Source organism: Hahella ganghwensis DSM 17046, assembly GCF_000376785.1.
Taxonomy (GTDB): domain Bacteria; phylum Pseudomonadota; class Gammaproteobacteria; order Pseudomonadales; family Oleiphilaceae; genus Hahella; species Hahella ganghwensis.
In genome coordinates this window covers 36,618-53,053 of sequence record NZ_AQXX01000098.1, presented here as the reverse complement: position 1 = coordinate 53,053, position 16,436 = coordinate 36,618, and the positions used below count along the sequence as shown (strand labels likewise).

Annotated in this window: 12 protein-coding genes; 4 read left to right on the top strand and 8 right to left on the bottom strand. The window is 49.1% G+C overall.

Annotation, left to right across the window (positions count from 1 at the left end):
- On the bottom strand, nucleotides 1–208 hold a 208-nt coding region (locus F566_RS36265; protein WP_020406688.1), incomplete at its 3' end, for a transposase domain-containing protein.
- 321 nt (nucleotides 209–529) lie between these two features.
- On the opposite strand from F566_RS36265, the gene F566_RS0109150 reads away from it, so the two are divergent.
- Entirely contained in the window at nucleotides 530–1,141 is a 612-nt protein-coding gene (locus F566_RS0109150; protein ID WP_020406687.1) for a LysE family translocator, read from the top strand.
- Between the two features lie 207 nt (nucleotides 1,142–1,348).
- Here the strand turns inward: F566_RS0109150 and F566_RS0109145 are convergent, their stop codons facing one another.
- From F566_RS0109145 to F566_RS0109135, 3 genes are all read right to left on the bottom strand, one after another.
- Entirely contained in the window at nucleotides 1,349–1,555 is a 207-nt protein-coding gene (locus F566_RS0109145) for a tautomerase family protein (RefSeq protein ID WP_020406686.1), read from the bottom strand.
- Between the two features lie 81 nt (nucleotides 1,556–1,636).
- The gene (locus F566_RS0109140) at nucleotides 1,637–2,023 is read right to left on the bottom strand and encodes a nuclear transport factor 2 family protein (RefSeq protein ID WP_020406685.1); all 387 of its coding nucleotides are present in this window, start codon (nucleotides 2,021–2,023) and stop codon (nucleotides 1,637–1,639) included.
- Between the two features lie 69 nt (nucleotides 2,024–2,092).
- Nucleotides 2,093–2,686 carry a glutathione S-transferase family protein gene (locus tag F566_RS0109135; protein WP_020406684.1) on the bottom strand — a complete coding sequence of 198 codons (594 nt, stop codon included), beginning with the start codon at nucleotides 2,684–2,686 and terminating at the stop codon, nucleotides 2,093–2,095.
- A 130-nt stretch (nucleotides 2,687–2,816) separates the two neighbouring features.
- On the opposite strand from F566_RS0109135, the gene F566_RS0109130 reads away from it, so the two are divergent.
- From F566_RS0109130 to F566_RS0109120, 3 genes are all read left to right on the top strand, one after another.
- Nucleotides 2,817–3,704: a LysR family transcriptional regulator gene (locus tag F566_RS0109130; RefSeq protein WP_020406683.1), complete on the top strand. Its 888-nt coding sequence runs from the start codon at nucleotides 2,817–2,819 to the stop codon at nucleotides 3,702–3,704.
- An 85-nt stretch (nucleotides 3,705–3,789) separates the two neighbouring features.
- Nucleotides 3,790–4,836 (top strand): FAD:protein FMN transferase, encoded by a 1,047-nt coding sequence (locus tag F566_RS0109125; protein WP_157496715.1) that lies wholly within the window; start codon nucleotides 3,790–3,792, stop codon nucleotides 4,834–4,836.
- A 126-nt stretch (nucleotides 4,837–4,962) separates the two neighbouring features.
- Nucleotides 4,963–5,166, top strand: a complete 204-nt coding sequence (locus tag F566_RS0109120) for a hypothetical protein (protein WP_020406681.1) — start codon at nucleotides 4,963–4,965, stop codon at nucleotides 5,164–5,166.
- 178 nt (nucleotides 5,167–5,344) lie between these two features.
- On the opposite strand, the gene F566_RS0109115 is transcribed toward F566_RS0109120, so the two are convergent.
- The 4 genes from F566_RS0109115 to F566_RS0109100 form a co-directional block, all read right to left on the bottom strand.
- Nucleotides 5,345–10,378 (bottom strand): Ig-like domain-containing protein, encoded by a 5,034-nt coding sequence (locus tag F566_RS0109115; RefSeq protein WP_026179872.1) that lies wholly within the window; start codon nucleotides 10,376–10,378, stop codon nucleotides 5,345–5,347.
- A complete protein-coding gene (locus F566_RS0109110; RefSeq protein ID WP_020406679.1) occupies nucleotides 10,366–11,982 on the bottom strand; it encodes an autotransporter domain-containing protein in 1,617 nt (538 codons plus the stop codon). Before F566_RS0109110 ends, F566_RS0109115 begins: the two co-directional genes overlap by 13 nt.
- A gap of 191 nt (nucleotides 11,983–12,173) precedes the next feature.
- Nucleotides 12,174–13,757, bottom strand: a complete 1,584-nt coding sequence (locus tag F566_RS0109105) for a hypothetical protein (RefSeq protein ID WP_020406678.1) — start codon at nucleotides 13,755–13,757, stop codon at nucleotides 12,174–12,176.
- Nucleotides 13,758–13,843: 86 nt separating this feature from the next.
- On the bottom strand, nucleotides 13,844–16,429 hold the full coding sequence (locus F566_RS0109100; RefSeq protein ID WP_020406677.1) for a LamG domain-containing protein: 2,586 nt from the start codon (nucleotides 16,427–16,429) through the stop codon (nucleotides 13,844–13,846).
- Nucleotides 16,430–16,436 lie beyond the last annotated feature (7 nt).

The following is a 16,436-nucleotide window of genomic DNA, read 5'->3' as shown; positions in this document are numbered from 1 at the left end:
CATGCACGGGTTCATCCCGAAACATTGCCATCCCCAAGACAAGCCAAAGTACTTGGTCTGATGGTAGTCGGCGCCTTCTAATCGTCGCGGAGGCACTCAAACGCAGTGCAGATTCAACCCATTCGACGGGGATGTTTTGAGTAAATGAGCTGAGGTCTGAGAAGTTAAAGAGGTCGCTGAGGTCGAGCAGGTCTTGCTGAAAATCCATAAAAAATCCGATGATGTTTCCATCATTGGATTTTCTATTAAGCCCTGCGCTAACTCAAACACTTAAGTGAACAGCATTGCGCCGTTTGGCGGGTTTTTTTTATTCTGATCTCGCCATCGGCAATTGGTCCCCAGAATATTTTCTCAATAATATAGGTATAATGATTCTCAATAAAAATTCAGGGTCAATATCTGGTCTCTGTCTCGTATCCTCGATACAGTAATCAGTCTCTGACTGTCAATGTCGTTGATACAGGATTATGAGTCCTGGCTCTTTTGAAAAACAGGGAATGATCCAAGGATATAGTGGGGGAAACCTAGCATGACACTGGAATATGTGCTGACTTCGCTGGTGGTTGTACTATTGCCGGGAACCGGTGTGCTGTACACCATGGCCTTTGGGCTCAGCAAGGGAGGACGGGCAAGTGCTGTCGCTGCCTTTGGTTGTACTTTGGGGATTGTTCCTCATATAGCGGCAAGTATTGCCGGATTGGCAGCTTTGCTGCACACCAGCGCACTGGCTTTTCAGGTAATCAAGTATCTCGGGGTTGCTTATCTCTTCTATATGGCCTGGGGAATTCTTCGCTCAGGTGGTGTTATGGAAATCAATGAAAACGCTTCCGAAAGCAATAACCGCCGTATCATTACCAATGCCATACTGTTGAATATACTAAACCCCAAGCTTTCCCTTTTCTTTCTGGCATTTCTTCCCCAGTTTGTTCCCGCCAACGCACCGAATGCCACTCAATTCATGTTGGAACTGGCAGGCATCTTCATGTTATTGACCTTTGTCGTATTTTTGGGTTACGGCGCGTGTGCCTCTGCGACAAGGCGATATGTTGTTTCCAAGCCGGGTGTCATGCGCTGGTTGAAAAGGGGATTTGCAGGAGCGTTTGGTGCGTTAGGCTTAAAACTCGCTCTGTCTGATGGTTGACGGTTAGAGGCTGTCAGGCCCGGCTTTCGCACGATCTGTATTTCGGTTGTTCTGAATATGTTGTGGGAGGGTCGACAATTGTGTCGCTATTTCTGTGGACTTGTAAGCTGTGCTGGTTTTGGTCGCTGTAATAGAACGGCAAGCCGATACTTTCCGGGTATCGGCTGGATGCAAAGTCATTACCTTGGTTCACTATCCCCGAGATCGTCAGTCTGACGGCACTTTACGGAGCTCAGATACCTGATCGAATCCGATTCCCCAGTTGTCCAGATCCACTTCGTCAATGACGACAAAAGTGGTCTCCGGTTTTTTGTTTAATACTTCCACGAGCAGTTTGGTGACACCTTTAATCAACTGCGATTTTTGCTCCCGGCTAACCGTCTCGTTAGTAATCTTAATGTTGACATAGGGCATGGGTAAAACCTCAAAAATTAGTTGTAAAGTCAGGCCTGTATGAAAGCCTGGTGAATACCGACATTTTTAGTGTTGATGGCGTTAAGTGTCAGATATATCGGTATACATCTTGTTCACGATTTGCCAGTGATCGTTTTCATATAGAAATCCCAGGTAATCCACGTAGAAGTAGTCAAACAGCGGACACTCCACTTTCGCCATGGCCTGATCCTTAATCACTTCCAGTGACAGTACACGGAAGCGGTAAGGTGATTGAAGCTCAGCCGGAATGGGTCGATTCGCAACCTGTTGCAACCACTCATCCCTTGAGCGTCTCTGACCCGGGGCTTTCAGTGCGGCATCCGGGTGGAAGATTTTCCGGAGCTTCTGGATATCAGCAAAATATAGCCCGTCAAAGTAGTCCTTCAGCATCGTCATCAGACTGTGAAAGGTTGCCTGATCCGTCATACCTGGTAATTGATCCGTCACTATGTGCCTCCTGTATCGTTTTGGCAGATACACAAGTGCCTCTGTATATCTGAATTTATGTCAGGCGGATTAGTGTTCCGCCGCCACTGCCATACGGAAACTTGGAAGCTCTTGAATAGACGCGAGCATTTTTTCAACATTGGCTCCAAAGTGAATGTCGACAGGGAAATGTTCACCCCACCGGGAATAGACCGTCAGCATGATATCGGCCGCTGAATAATTGCTGCCACCTAGGAACGGTTGCTCGTTTAGTTGATCGTTCACGACTGCCCAAAGTTGGTTGATTGCTAACGCTGCACTTTGAAAAATTTGGTCTTTTGCTTCTCCGTCGGACATATTGCCAGCAATAAAAAAGAGTCGGCTGTAGGCAGGGTGCATTGTGGCATTGGCAAACATGATGTCTTGAGTGGCTTTTGTCCGCGCCATACTGTCTTCCGGCAGGAATCGATTCGGGTGCTTATTCAGCAGGTAGAGCATGACGGCTGCACCTTCCCGTATTTTGAATCCGTTATCGACCAGGACAGGCACGGTACCGACGGGATTGATGTCACTGAAGTCGTTCACTTCATTCTTATTGATGAGCGAGATGTCCTGGCCCAGCTCTCTGATAACAACTTGTGTTGCAAGAGAGCAGGCGCCTGGTACGTAATAGAGTGTGTACATGATGTATTTTCCTAAAGGTTGAGTGACTTGGTCTCTCTGGTAGTGGAGAGCGTGAAGAGATTTTAGGAAACTGTTATGGTTGGAAAAATAGCGACAATGAGAACTTGTTGTTCTCAATATGGAAACAGGCATGGATAAACTCAGAGCGATACAGTTATTTGTCAGAGTGGCTGAAACCGGTAGCTTCACCAGGGTGGCAGAAGAGCTGAATGCTTCAAAATCAATGATCAGTAAAGAAGTTTCCAGGTTGGAGGACCAGATTGGGGCTCGTCTTCTGCATCGTTCCACAAGGGGTATCCAACTGACTCCGGTGGGAGAAGGGTATCTGCAGCACTGTCGGGAAATTCTGATAAAGCTCTCTGATGCGGATAGTTATGTTCAGTATCAGCAGAGTCTTCCCAGAGGGAAGCTGCGGATTAATGCGCCAATGGCACTTGGATTAACCGATCTTGCCAAAGTGCTGGCAGAGTTTATGGCTGCATATCCCGAAATTGAGCTGGATATTCATTTGGATGATGAGCCCATCGATTTGATTGAGCAGGGGTTCGATTTGGGATTCAGGGCTTCCAGTCGGCAGATTGATACTGGATATGTGGGTAAACCACTGACGGAGTTTAGCTATCGGGTCTGTGCTGCGCCGTCCTATCTGGCGTCCCATACCAAAATTGTTGAGCCTGAGGATCTGGCGCAGCATAACTGCTTTATCTATAGCTATTTTCAGGGAAAGGATGTTTGGCCTTTGGGCGAAGGGGTGCAGGTTACGGGAAACTTAAGAGTCAACAGTACACCTTTTATGATGGAGGCTGTTAAGGCTGGTCTGGGGGTTGGTTTTGTTCCGGACTTTGTATGCCGGCAAATGTTGGAAGCAGGTGAGGTCGTCGAGATTCTGACGAAGGCTAATAGGCCACGGCTGGTACTCTATGCTTTATATCCTGCCCGGCATCATTTGCCGCCGAGTCTGGTAAAATGTGTGGCTTTTCTGCAGGAATGGTTTCTGGATTTTCCTCCAAGCCGATAGAATGCGGTCGCCACGTAAAGTTTATGCAGTATCGTCAGATGTTGTTCCTTGGAGAAAGTTTTTGATCGTGTTTTTGGATGGAAATATGGAGCGAATCTCAGGGCAACCCAATGTCAAAGTCTCTTGTCTGAATAGTCTGAATAGTCTGAATAGTCTGGATAGATTGTGCGGCTTTGTATGTGTGGCATTACTGTTGCTGACTTCTACGGCTAATGCGCAGTGGTTTGAGCGCTCATGGAATGGGATGGGAACGCGCATCCATGTTGAACTCTGGGGAGAGACAGAGCTGCAGGCCAACGAACTGATTGATCAGGTCCATGAAGAATTTCTCAGGCTTGAAGCCTCAATGAGCCCTTATATAGAAAGCAGCGAACTTTCCGAAGTGAATCGTTTGGCATCAAAGGCGCCGGTAAAAGTAAGCTCCGAGCTAATTCAACTGATTAAGAAATCACTACAGGTGTCACAACTCAGTCATGGTGCCTTCGATATTACTTATGCCTCCATCGGCCGCTATTATGACTATCGGAATAAACGGGCACCTGATCAAAGTCAGATTGAGGCTAATCTGGAGGCTATCAACTACCGGCATGTGGTGATCGATGAGCAAAAGTCCACCATATACTTTTCTCACTCACATGTTTATATCGACCTTGGAGGGATCGCCAAGGGATATTCTGTCGATCGGGCTATTGGTATCCTTAAAAAGGCGGGTATAACGTCTGGCCTGGTAAGTGCCGGTGGCGATACCAGGCTTATTGGGAATAAGCTCGGAAAACCCTGGATTGTGGCTATCAAAGACCCCAGAAGAGAAGATGCGAGTGCGGTTTTACTGCCTTTGGAAGAAGTTGCCATATCCACCTCAGGGGATTATGAACGTTACTTCGTTCAGGACGGGGTTCGTTACCATCACATCATTTCTCCGAAGACCGGTAAATCAGCCGGGGAGGTTCAGAGCGTCACTATTATAGGGCCAGACTCAACCACCACTGACGCACTTTCCACTACCGTTTTTGTTTTGGGGGTAGAGAAGGGTCTTGAACTTGTGGAACGGTTACCGGGAATAGATGCCATTATCGTCGACCAGCAGAGAAAGATGCACTATTCGTCGGAGCTGACTGCACCACAGAAGTAAGCATAAATACATAGCTAACTCGTTAACATTTTTCAAAACTGTCTGTGGCCTTCCAAAGGGTCAGGGGATATGATGGATTTTTAATCAACCTGTGTGTTCAGCACACTGGAAATCAGGGACGACGTTATGGAAGACCTATCAAGATATGTTTGCAAAGACTGTGGTCAGAGCAGTTTTATAGAATGGCAATCTCACCGGATGGAAGTACCCGGCAGTACCGTCGGCGTGAATTCCTCCATCATTTGTTTATCCTGCATGCAGCAGCTCGAAAGTTCCGGTCTGACCGATTGTGCGGAAATTGCTGAGCAATGTCTTCAGGTCGCAGGGTAGTCTATCTCTTTAGATGAGATACCAAACTCTAGGGTTCACAGCAGAGCCTAGTTGCAGCGCCTTTTATTTGTTTAGAAAAAATTAAGCCTCTGAGAATATCAGAGGCTTTTTTTACGCCAATTGCCTGCCAATCAGATCTGGCTAATCAACTCTGTCTCTCATGCTTGCACAGGTAAAACTACTGTGGCGTGATAACGGGATAAGAGCCTGACAGAGAGTGTTTGTAAACCCTGTTTTCGATGCTGCGTTCCAAGTAGGAGCCGGAAGCCTGTACGATGTCGTCGTCTCCGTCACCATCTATGTCCCCTACAGCGATAGCGAAGGCGGCTGTACCTCCGGTAGAAACAGAATATGCATTACCAAATGAGGGAGTATTATCGTTAGTATGAAAGGAAAAACTAGAATGTGATCTGACCGTAGAAATTAAGTCTACCAAGTTATCGCCATTGACATCGGCAAACTCTACATAGTCTCGTGAAGCTACCAGTGTTTTGGAAAGCGCTAATAGTCCTTCACCATCATTGGTGAAAATTAATGGTGAAAAGCCGTTAGCCAATATCGCGTCTAAGTCTCCATCACCGTCGATATCTCTTATTTTAATATCAGTTGAAGATCCAGCGTCAGTCAGTGAGTAACTTTCTGAAAAAGTTCCTTCACCATTATTACTGAAAACGCGGGCATCGGACCCTTGGAGTCCTATAAGCAACTCAGGAATTCCATCCCCTGTCAGGTCTCCTAACTCGACTTCAATGCTGTCGTTTGTGGCTAATTCCTGGTTTGTATCTTTAAAGCCGCCATTGCCATCGTTTATCCATACTCGGGTAAGCTTCTTAGTGCCTGTGGTTCCGACATTGGCAACAACGAGATCGACAAACTGGTCATTATCTACGTCGGCGACTGCAATATCACGACAGGCTCCATCTCCCAATATCTGGCCGGAGTCAGTGAATTTGAATTGATTGTCGTTAAGATAGACTCTGGTCCCCTCATTGGAAAAATTACACGTGATAACATCGAGGTAACCATTTCTGTCAACGTCAGCCAGTTTTATCACTTCAGTATCGAATGTTCCCAGGTTCTGACCAGAATCCGTAAAGTTGCCATCACCGTCATTCAGCCAGATCTTATTTGCCCCGTGATTTCCTACCACCATATCCAGATCACCGTCGTTGTCCATGTCACCCAGGGCAACTGAGTGGCTGTCACTATTGCCCAGTCTTTGGTTGGTATCTATAAAACCGGGAACAATATCAACGGGTGTAGAGGCCTTTGCGGATAGGCCGCTTCGATAGTCCTTCACCGAATTGCCAGAAATGCTTGATGCTACGTCGATACCTGAAGATGCACCATTGTGAGTCGCCGAAGAATCAAAGATTCCAAAGGTAGAAAAGTTTGGAAAATCACCCAGACTAATGGTCACTTGATTGGTGACGCTAGACACTGATGTCGCTGATAGTGTTGCACCTGTCCCAAGGCTGTCACCACTGACCGGCATATTAAAGTCATCTTCGCTTCCCTGGTCCGCTGTCACCAGGCTACTGAATGAGAGAATCAATTGATCTCCTGCGTCCATATTGGCGTTCATATTGCTGTCAATATAGATGGCATTGTCAGTAAGAGTTGGCGCTGGCCCTGTAGCGATTTCAGCTGTGACAGTGCTTCCCTGCGTTTCACCGGTCTGAGCAACAGGTGTAACCTCAACAGATATTTTCCCCGGGACATCGCTGGCAGTCAGGGTATAGTCCATTCCCGACTGTCCGTTGATGACGTTACCGTTGCTACGCCAGCGAATCGCAGTGTTTCCTTCTGCGTCATTCTCAGCATCAGTATAGTCATAGGTGAGTTTTATAACGTCACCGGAAACAGCCTCCCCACCGTTGGCATCTGTCAGTACAACGTTAGACACTGTTGGAGGTTGATTGCTGATCTCAGTGGTAACATGAAGGGTGCTGGACATTGTGCCTATTGTCAGAATCGCATTAACAGTTTCGCCATCGATGCTGGAGGATACGGTTCTTACCTGTACCGTGTCACCATTGTTGACCGTTCCTTGTGTCGTGGTAAAACCCCCACCGTTTTTTGAATACTCACCGTTCGTCACTTTTACAATGACATCGGTATTGACGCCGGATACCGTCACAATATTGGAAAGTTGTTTGGTATTAGGTGGTGCTGAGGTAATCGGCGTCATCGAGAAGAGGTCAGGCTCTCTGTCATAAGCTTCTGCTGTCACTGTAAAAGTGTCGCTATAGGTCCCTACGGTGAGGGTCGCGGTCAGGGTTTGTCCCAAAGAGGTCACTGGAATAACGACGGTTACAGTGTCACCATTGCTGACAACACCCGGACTGCTCGTAGGACTCCCTGCGCCAATATAGTAGCTACCCCCGGTAATACTGATATCTGCAGGACCGGAAAGACCGGAAATGGTAACGGTGTTGGAATAGGCGTCGGAGCCAACCGCAGCGTCTGTGACGGAGCCCAGGGTAAATGGGTCGGGTGTGATGTCGTGCGAAACGCTCACCTTGTAATCAGATGTCGCTGAGTTGTAGGTTGAGTCTGCGGCAATCGTCGCGGTAATGATGGTATTTCCAGGCTCAACCAGCATTACCCGGCCATTGCTGTCTACTTGGGCTACACCGGTATCGGCACTGGAGTAAACGATGGTGCCTGTACCCTGGCCTGATGCCGGGTTACTGTGTTGTTCTCCCGCAATTCCTGATATGCCTGTTGGGTTTGTAAAAGTAAGCGTTTGATCAAGTTTGCTGACCCTCAGGCTGTAATTAGTGGAAGCGGCGCTGTATACACTGTCAGCGGCTTGGTTGGCTGTAATAATTGTGGTGCCGGCTCCAACCATTTCCACTTTTCCGGTATTGCTATCAACAGTGGCGATGGAAGTATTGGCTGATGAGTATGTAATGGTGCCGGTTCCGGGACCACTGGCGATATTGGTGACCGTTTCATGGATCTTCCCAGTGACCGGGCCCGGGTCAGCAAAACTCAGCGTGTTTTGTTGACGGTCGACGTTAATCGTATAACTGGCCGTAGCAGATTCGTACTGGGAGTCTGCCTGGATATTGGCGGTGATGATAGCTGAGCCGTGTGCGATACCTGTGACCTTTCCTGAGCTTGGATCTACTTCAGCCACAGAGGTGTTGTTACTTGAGTAGGTAATCTGGCCACTGCCTTCGCCGTTAGCAGTATTGGTCGTAGTGGTTCCCGCCGCAATTGAGAGAGGGCCGGCATCGTTGAAAACCAGGGATTGCGTTTGCTTGAAGGCGGTCACCTGATAGCTGGCTGTGGCCTGGTCATACACATTGTCCGCCGCTTTTGTGGCGGTGATAGTGGTGCTGCCATTCTGGACCAGAGTGACGGTTCCCTTGGATGCATCGACAATGGCGACACTGGGGTTGTTGGACGAATAGGTAATCAGGCCGGTTCCCGGACTGCCGGCAATGATGGTATTGCTGATCTGGCTGCCGACATGCCCTCGTAACGGACCAGGGTTGGTAAACTCAATATCCTGAGGCAGTCGAAGAACCGTCAGGCTATAGGTATCGTTGGCAGGCAAATAGGTGGTGTCGCCGGCTTTGGTCGCTGTAATGGTGGTTGTGCCAGGCCCGATAAGTGTGACCTCTCCGGAAGAGGCGTCTACGGTGGCAATACCAGGCTGGCTGGAAGCGTAAGTGATAGATCCGATACCGGAGCCTGTGTTGGTGATAGCGTACGTCATCGTATCATTGACGTAACCCTCTACGGAGTTATCCAAGCCAAAGGAAATCGTTTGTGGCAGTCGACCGGTCGATGGCAGTGACACGGTTAACGAATAGGTGGCTGTCGCTTCCGAATAATCCGGATCTGCCTCTTTTGTTGCGGTAATCACCGCAGATCCGACGCTGATGCCAGTCACTTCCCCTGTCACTGGGTCGACCACAGCAACACTTTCGTCACTGGATGAATAGGAAACCGCGCCAGTGCCCGGAGACTGGTTCGGATCGATAACAACAGGATTACTGAGAGAGGTGTTAATCTCGATATCTACTGGCCCTGTATGTTTAAATTCAAGGGACTGTGAGTGTTTATGAATTTTCAGGGTATAGTTGGTTCTCGCTGAATGAAAGTTGGCATCAGCCTGCTTGGTCGCAGTGATAACAACCTCACCGGCAGCGAATGCCTGTACCTGTCCTGTATTGGGGTCCACGGCAGCTGTGGCGGGCTTGCTGGAAAGATAACTGATGGCGCCGGTACCATGTTGGGTCTCACTGGCGTCCATTGCCTCGTTGGTGAAGGTATCTCCGATTTCAATATCAATGGGGCCTAGAGAAGAAAACCTGATGGATTGAGCTTTTCTGTCTGGTGTCTGGTCTTCACCGCGTCGGATAATGATGGTCCCTGTGCCTTGGGCAATAGACCCATTTTTAACGTTTGACAGTTTCACGTAGAACATCTCATCGTATTCGTTGTTGTAGTCATCAACGATGTCGACGCGAATTGTTTTTTCTGTCGTTCCTGGTTCGAACGTAATTGAACCTGAACTATGGATGAAATCATCCCCTGAGCGTGCAGAGCCTTCTTGGGTTCTATATTCAAGTGTCAGAGGGGATTGCTGGGGGGAGGACAGAATCACCCGCAGTTCCGCATAACCTGCATTTTCGTTAACACTGTTACTCGTGATTCTGACGGCGCTATAGAGAGGCCGAATAAAAATATTGACGGTATCGGAATTGATATTGCCGTCTGAATCAGTGGCGACCAGTTCGAATGTGTATCTCTGTAGTTCAGAAACATCCGGAGTCACAATAATATTGGATAGTTGTTGTGGCGTGGGGATGTCGATTGCAGGGCCGTAGCGTTGGGTCCACTGGGTATGAACAATGTCTGCCCCGTTTTTCCCCTGAGCGCTGCCAGAAAGTGTTAAAGCGACATTGGCATCTGCATACTGATCGATACCGGCAAAGACATCCGGCCTGGCAGTATTCTGGGTTGGCGAGCCGTTATCGTTGGAGTGTTTGACGCCGTCATCCGTTGTAGGAGAGCCACCGCCACCGGCAGAAGAATCTGTCCCTGATGATTCGTTGAGATCGGTGCTCGAAGAGCCACCACCACAACCTGCGAGAACGGTCGTCAACAGTATGAGTATGATGAGTGTTTTGAGATTGCTTAACACGGTCTGTCCCTGATAATAACGTTCAAATAGCCATTTTAAAGTTCGCAACGAACTCCCGACTGAATCTGGTAGGTGGACAAGTTGTCCTGACCCAGGAGTTGCTGATATTCAATGAAAAGCGATATTCCGCCCTTCAACACGGCAGAGGTTCCCACACCAATTTGGTAGTACAGCGTATCCGCATCATCCGCAGACAATACGAAGCGATTCTCCGGATCCGGGTCAGAAGCAAACTGGCCGAATACTTCATCCCGGTTGGATTCGACTTCGCTGAGCAGGCGAACGTTGGCTGTAGGAATGAGCACCCCCCAAGAATTGCTGATCGCGTAGGTCGTCTGAAAGCCCGCGGAGACTGTTAACTGATCGATCGTTTGTTCACTGATCGTCATGTTCAATCCTCCGGCACCATTTTCACCGTAACCGTCGATCTGGCTGTTAACATAGTCAAATCGGGCAAAGGGTAGTATGGACAATGCCTCTCTATTCCAGGCCCAGTCAATCTGTCCGTTAAACAGGAATTGCTCACCGGAAGTGAAGCCAGTAGCAGATACATCGGTTTCATCGGTGGTCGTAAAATGAATGCGGCGTACGGACTCAAAATCCATGCTGCCGTATCCGGCCTGCAGGTCGATACTGAAGCTGTCAGTAAAATAGGTACCGTAGGCGATAAAGGTGTACACATCCGAGGTAAAGTTACCATTGCCGGAGGAAAGATCTGTGTCACTTTGGGTCCAGCCAAAGGCTCCACCAAGGACCAGATTATTGCGTATAAGGTAGTCGGCACCGATGGTCAGATTGTTACCGGTATATTCGTAGCCGGATTCCAGTGTAGTCTGATCGTGCTCTGCGCCTTCCTGTTGTACTGAGGCAAACAGACCAAGTCGTGACCAGGTGCTTGGAGTGTCGCCGGCACTTCCGCCTTTAAACGAAGATGTAGCGGCAAGACTGCCACTGAGCGACTGTCCATTGAAGGATACAGAGCCGGCATTATTTTGCAGTAATCCGATACGTTGTTGGACTGCTTGGGTTTGAGTACGGCTGGAGTTGGTGGCCGTTCTCATTTTCGCTGTCGTCTCTTCCGGCGCGATCTGACGGACGACTTCTTCGAGTTGTTCGGGATTGCTGATTTCGAGTTCAGATAGCTCCAGGCATCGATCCAGTAAGTCCTGCTGGGCACCGGATAGTTCATCAGATGGTTTATCCTGAAGGTCAGTACAGGCTCCGGTTAATGTTGTGGCGACATTGGCCGTATTGGACTTTTTATCTATATAAGTGGTTGGCGAAGTAACACTGATCGACACAATCGCTGAAGCCACGGACGACTGGGGTGACACGTCCTCAATAAAGTAGGTGAAGCTGTCTGGTCCTTGGTAGTCAGCGTCTGGTACATAAGTAATGCTGTTGTCAGAATTGACTGTCGCTGTACCGTGCTGAGGCTGTATCACACTTGTGACATTCAGCAGATCACCATCGGTGTCAAAGTCGTTACCGAGTACATTCATGGTGATACTGGAATTCGCCGGAACCGTTCTGCTGTCATCAACGGCAGTAGGGGAAGCAGAGTGGGCGAGGCCGGTCATCAGTACTGAGCTAATGGCTACAGTGACAGGTAAAACGCGAACTTTTTTCTTTGGATTGAGACTGGTAATCAAAGAAATCTTCCTTGAGCAGGTTGATTGAATCTCCATTGGATTTCAGGGGGTTGCGTGAATCAATGGTTACAAACGATTACATTAAGCGCGCGTAATGTAACACTAAAAGGCGGGAAATGGGAGTAGGGCAAAAGGTCTATTTTGTGAGAGTTGGTGCCGTCCCTGGCACAGAAAACATCAAGTCAAGCTAGTTAGATGCTCATCCCTACCAAGCTCTCAAGAGCTGACATGCTGCTACCCAATCCATGGTCCACTCCCAAGGTTGAATAGAGGTTTGAAAACTGATTGATTTCCCCATTCAGCGCCATGTAATTGAGTATGACGGTGTTGACCAATTGGTTCACACTATTGGCTGCTGGGCTGGAGCTGGTGACGACGCTTCCGTCGGATGACATATAGCCCAGCTGATTTCTGATTGACGTAACGCCGCTTGGGTTATAGACCAATATAAAGGATGAGGCTGTTGATTGATTGTCGCTTGTCCATTCTGGTTTACCTTGTGCATCGGGCTGCATGTCGATCCTTCCGTTGCTTGATACAGATCCGTCTGAGAAGACGTAGATCATTACGGGTTTGCCAGCGCGTTTTGCGTACTCAAGGCAAGCCCCTATGCATCGGCCTGCAGACTCATCCCGGGACTCTCCACGAGTGCGTTCGCCGGTGTGATAATCGAATCCACCAAGAGTGACTGATCCTGCGCCAGCCAGTCCATCAATGACCAGTTTCATCACGGTTGCTGTCCGTTCAAACTCAGAATTTGAGTCGAGTTCGCTTTCCGTAAATATTGGTTTGCTTCCGCCTACGGAAGTAGTAATTCTCAGATCCGCACGTGGATCGAGAGCAGATAATTGGCCAAACTCATTGACATTGTTGGCGCTTTTGGCATAACCGCAACGAATCTGGTTCTTAACATCGATTGACTCGCCATCGTGCGCACTGAGTCCGATTTGAAGTTCTGCCAGCCGATACATGGTCCTCATGACGCGTGCTGCGTTCTCTGGAGAGTTGTTGTCCTGGTCAAGGAGCTCTGCAAGCTTGCCAGTGTCGACAAGGCCCGTGGCATCACTGCGACGCGATATTTTGGTTGGCCGAAGTGTTGGATCGATCAGGTAGCCGGGGGACATAGAGTTGCCACCTGAATCACTGGTCTGGGTTCCTATCAGGGTTAATAATCTGCCCTGAGCACCAGCTTTGGCGATACCATAGAGTGGGTTGTGAGGGTTATTGGCAGTATCATTTTCTGATCGGGCGGCGATGATCATGCCATTCACTGTACCTGCAGTCATCGTTCCCGAAACGCTGCCCTTCATGCCTCGCAGCATGGCGCTTTCATTATGGAAGCGTAGACCAAACTCAGTATTGATAAAGTTTGTTGAGGGATCGTCGCCACCAGGAGAGGGGGTTCTGTCTCCAGGAAGTCCAAGCTTGTTGTAGCCTGCGGTTGACAACACGTCTTCCTGACCACCCTGACCACCCATTAAGACGTTAGATCCAGCAATGTTGGCTCCACCCGCCAGATCAAAACATATGAATGGTATTCTGGTGGATTCGCCGTCTAGCTTGCAGGTGCTTATAAGGTGGTCGATATCCAGATCTATCGGGTCAGCACTTGCGTTTCTTGAAAAAAACAGTGAGGCCAGGGGAGAAATTCCGACGGCTGCAGCTGTCCCCCCCAGAAACCCTTGAGATATTAGTTCACGCCGGGTAACCGGACGACGATGATCCGGATGTCTCATTGGTTCATAAGGAAGCTTTGAGTTCTTGGTACGTTTCATAATCAGTCTTCCTCTGAATAAAAGAACTTGTCGAATTTCATGAGTTGCTTTCCTAATAAGTGCCGTTAATCAAGGTCGTTATAGGGTTACTGCAGCAACATCGTTGAGCTGGCCAGCACCGATGCGCAGGCGCCGGTCACAACTTTCTGAGTTTCTGACGCATTGCAATTGGCTCCACCGCACATGTCGGTTGCCAGTTCATCGATCAGAAGGCTGACCTCGTCATCAAAATCACTACTTGCTGGCTGGGTATCGAGTCCGTTACCAATAAATGCTTCATATAGATCTGTCAGTAAATCCGTTTTATCAGCACCGGAGAAATCGGCTCCACTGCTAAACAATGAGGAATCAAACAGGCTGTTCCTACGAGTGGTGTAACCCGCATCTGTTATCAGCGTATTGCAATACTCGATTGCCAGCTGGGTGATGGCAACGTTATTGGAAGGCACAAACGATAGCGGGTCTTCCGAGGAGGGGAGTGACAGCTCAATATCCTCATAGGGTACATCACTCGCATTCACCCCTGTCAGCTTGGCCATGGACGCCACAATCTCATCAAAGTTCCGCACGGCGATGCGTGGTTGGTCAGACGAAGGTTGAATCACTAAATGGTCAACAGGGTCACCTGGTTCGCTGACCGCGCCGTCAGTGTGATCGCCAATGGATTCGAAAATAAGGAAGAACTGATCCACTTCGGGGCCACCGTCCAGAGGGATGATGGTGCCAACATCCGACAGCTGTTGGCCTGCCTCGCTGGTGTAATAAGCCGCATCCAGTTCGTTGACTGACAAATTGGTGAAGGCTTGACCGACTTCCAGTTCCTGGCCGTTCAGTCCGAGTCGGATGCCGCCCAGAGGAATGTGGTCAGGAACAGCGTCGGGATCAAGGCTGATAAAAAACGGGGCATTAAACAGGTAAGAGTAGCTGTCGAACTGGCTTACCTCGAAAACAATATAGCTCTTGGGCATATTCTCCAGGAGGTGGCTGACGCTGAACATCAGGTAGAACTTCTGCCCGACGCCCACATCGTAGTTATTTTTGATCTGCTCTTCCGTCAGTGCTCTGTTGTGTATAGCGACCATGCGAATGGTGCCCTCGAAAGCATCATTACCGGAAGGTTCGCTTCCCAGTACGAACGCATAGGTATCATCCCAGTCATTCAGGTTGCCTGGGCTGACGCTGTCCGGTTCCTCGATGAGTTTTCCGTTAACAAAGAGTTGTCTTCCAGCTGACGGGCTGAAAGTTGCGACAACATGTTGCTGGGTTGCCTGCAAGATTTCTTCGCCATCTGGTGTGGACAAGGCTGGCTCACCATTGAGGTCCGTAGTGCTGCTACGCTGGAGGAAGTCGTAGTTATACATGGTTTGACCCAGCGTAAAGTTGCGTCGGGTGTCGCTGCCACCATAGTCGATGATGACTGCCGGTCCTTCCTGGGTAACATTTGCCGGAGCAACCCAGGTTTCGATGGAGTATTCACCTGAGGACTTGATGAGGTCGAACAGTTTTGTGCTGGAAGAGGTGCTGCCCTGGGCCTTACCACCCGCCAGTCGAATCCCCCAGCCACCAACCCACTCGACATCACCAAGCAGATTGAGATTGATCGCGGGTTCCAGGCCACTGGTATCATAGGCGACGGTGCCTTCGCCAGTTTTGAACTCCCACTTGGCAATAATGTTTGATTCATAACGTCCACCTGTGTTGGCGGGGGAACCATTCGGTAAAGTTGGTGAAAGTTTACTGGCAATCGCGTCCGGGTCCAGTTCTGAGGTTGTCGTACTCATCGCCTGGATCAATGCCAAGATGGTATCTGCGTCTGTCTGACAGTCTGTCCAGCAGTTATGTGACTCTTTCGCAAGCCTGATATAAAAGCGTGATTGAGGTTCGTCATCAGGCCCTAAAACTGTGTCATTGGGATCAATTTTAGAGAAAGCGGCCTTATAGGATTCCTCCAGATTTGAAGCGCCAAGAGAGGTCTCTGCGAAGTAGGGTGACTGTGAAAGCTCTGACGCTGCACGTGAGTGGCACCGAACGCAGTTTCCTCTGGCAGGGTCTGTGAACAGATCATACAACGCCTGATAGTTACTGGGGCTGGTATCCAATGACAGATAGTCGTCTGGGTCAGACAGACTTGTCGGTTCTGTCAGCTCAATACCTTTGACAGAGCCCACTGAATCACCTGCCCAACGAACAATATATTGAGTAATAGTGTCAGCGCATCCCTGGTCCGAAGGAAGCCAGCAGTTATGGCCCCCGGCGACCTTGGTCACCATTCTGGATTCTGAAGGTTCTGCAAGGTTGACGATCTTGTTGGCTTCTGTGTATGCAAGGTTGATGTTGTCGCCACGGACAAAGTTCGGGGACTGGCCGCTGGTGCCGTGACAGGCGCCACAACGATTCTGGTCTACCAGATTGTCCCAGACATTCAGCTTAAAGAGCTGAACGTCATCAGTGGATGGCGGTGGACCGTTGTAGTTGCTGGCAGTGACTGTTCCTGTGTTGGGCAGCGAAACAGTATCGGCACCGCCACCACCGCCACAAGCAGCCAGTCCTGAAGCCGCAATTAGGATCAGGATCAGACGCATCAGGTAGCTTTTGCTTAGAAACTTCAGAATATTCATTTTGCTTAACCCGGCTACAGCATATTGTTTGGTAGAGTTGTTTTGGATGTGCATGTTTTTC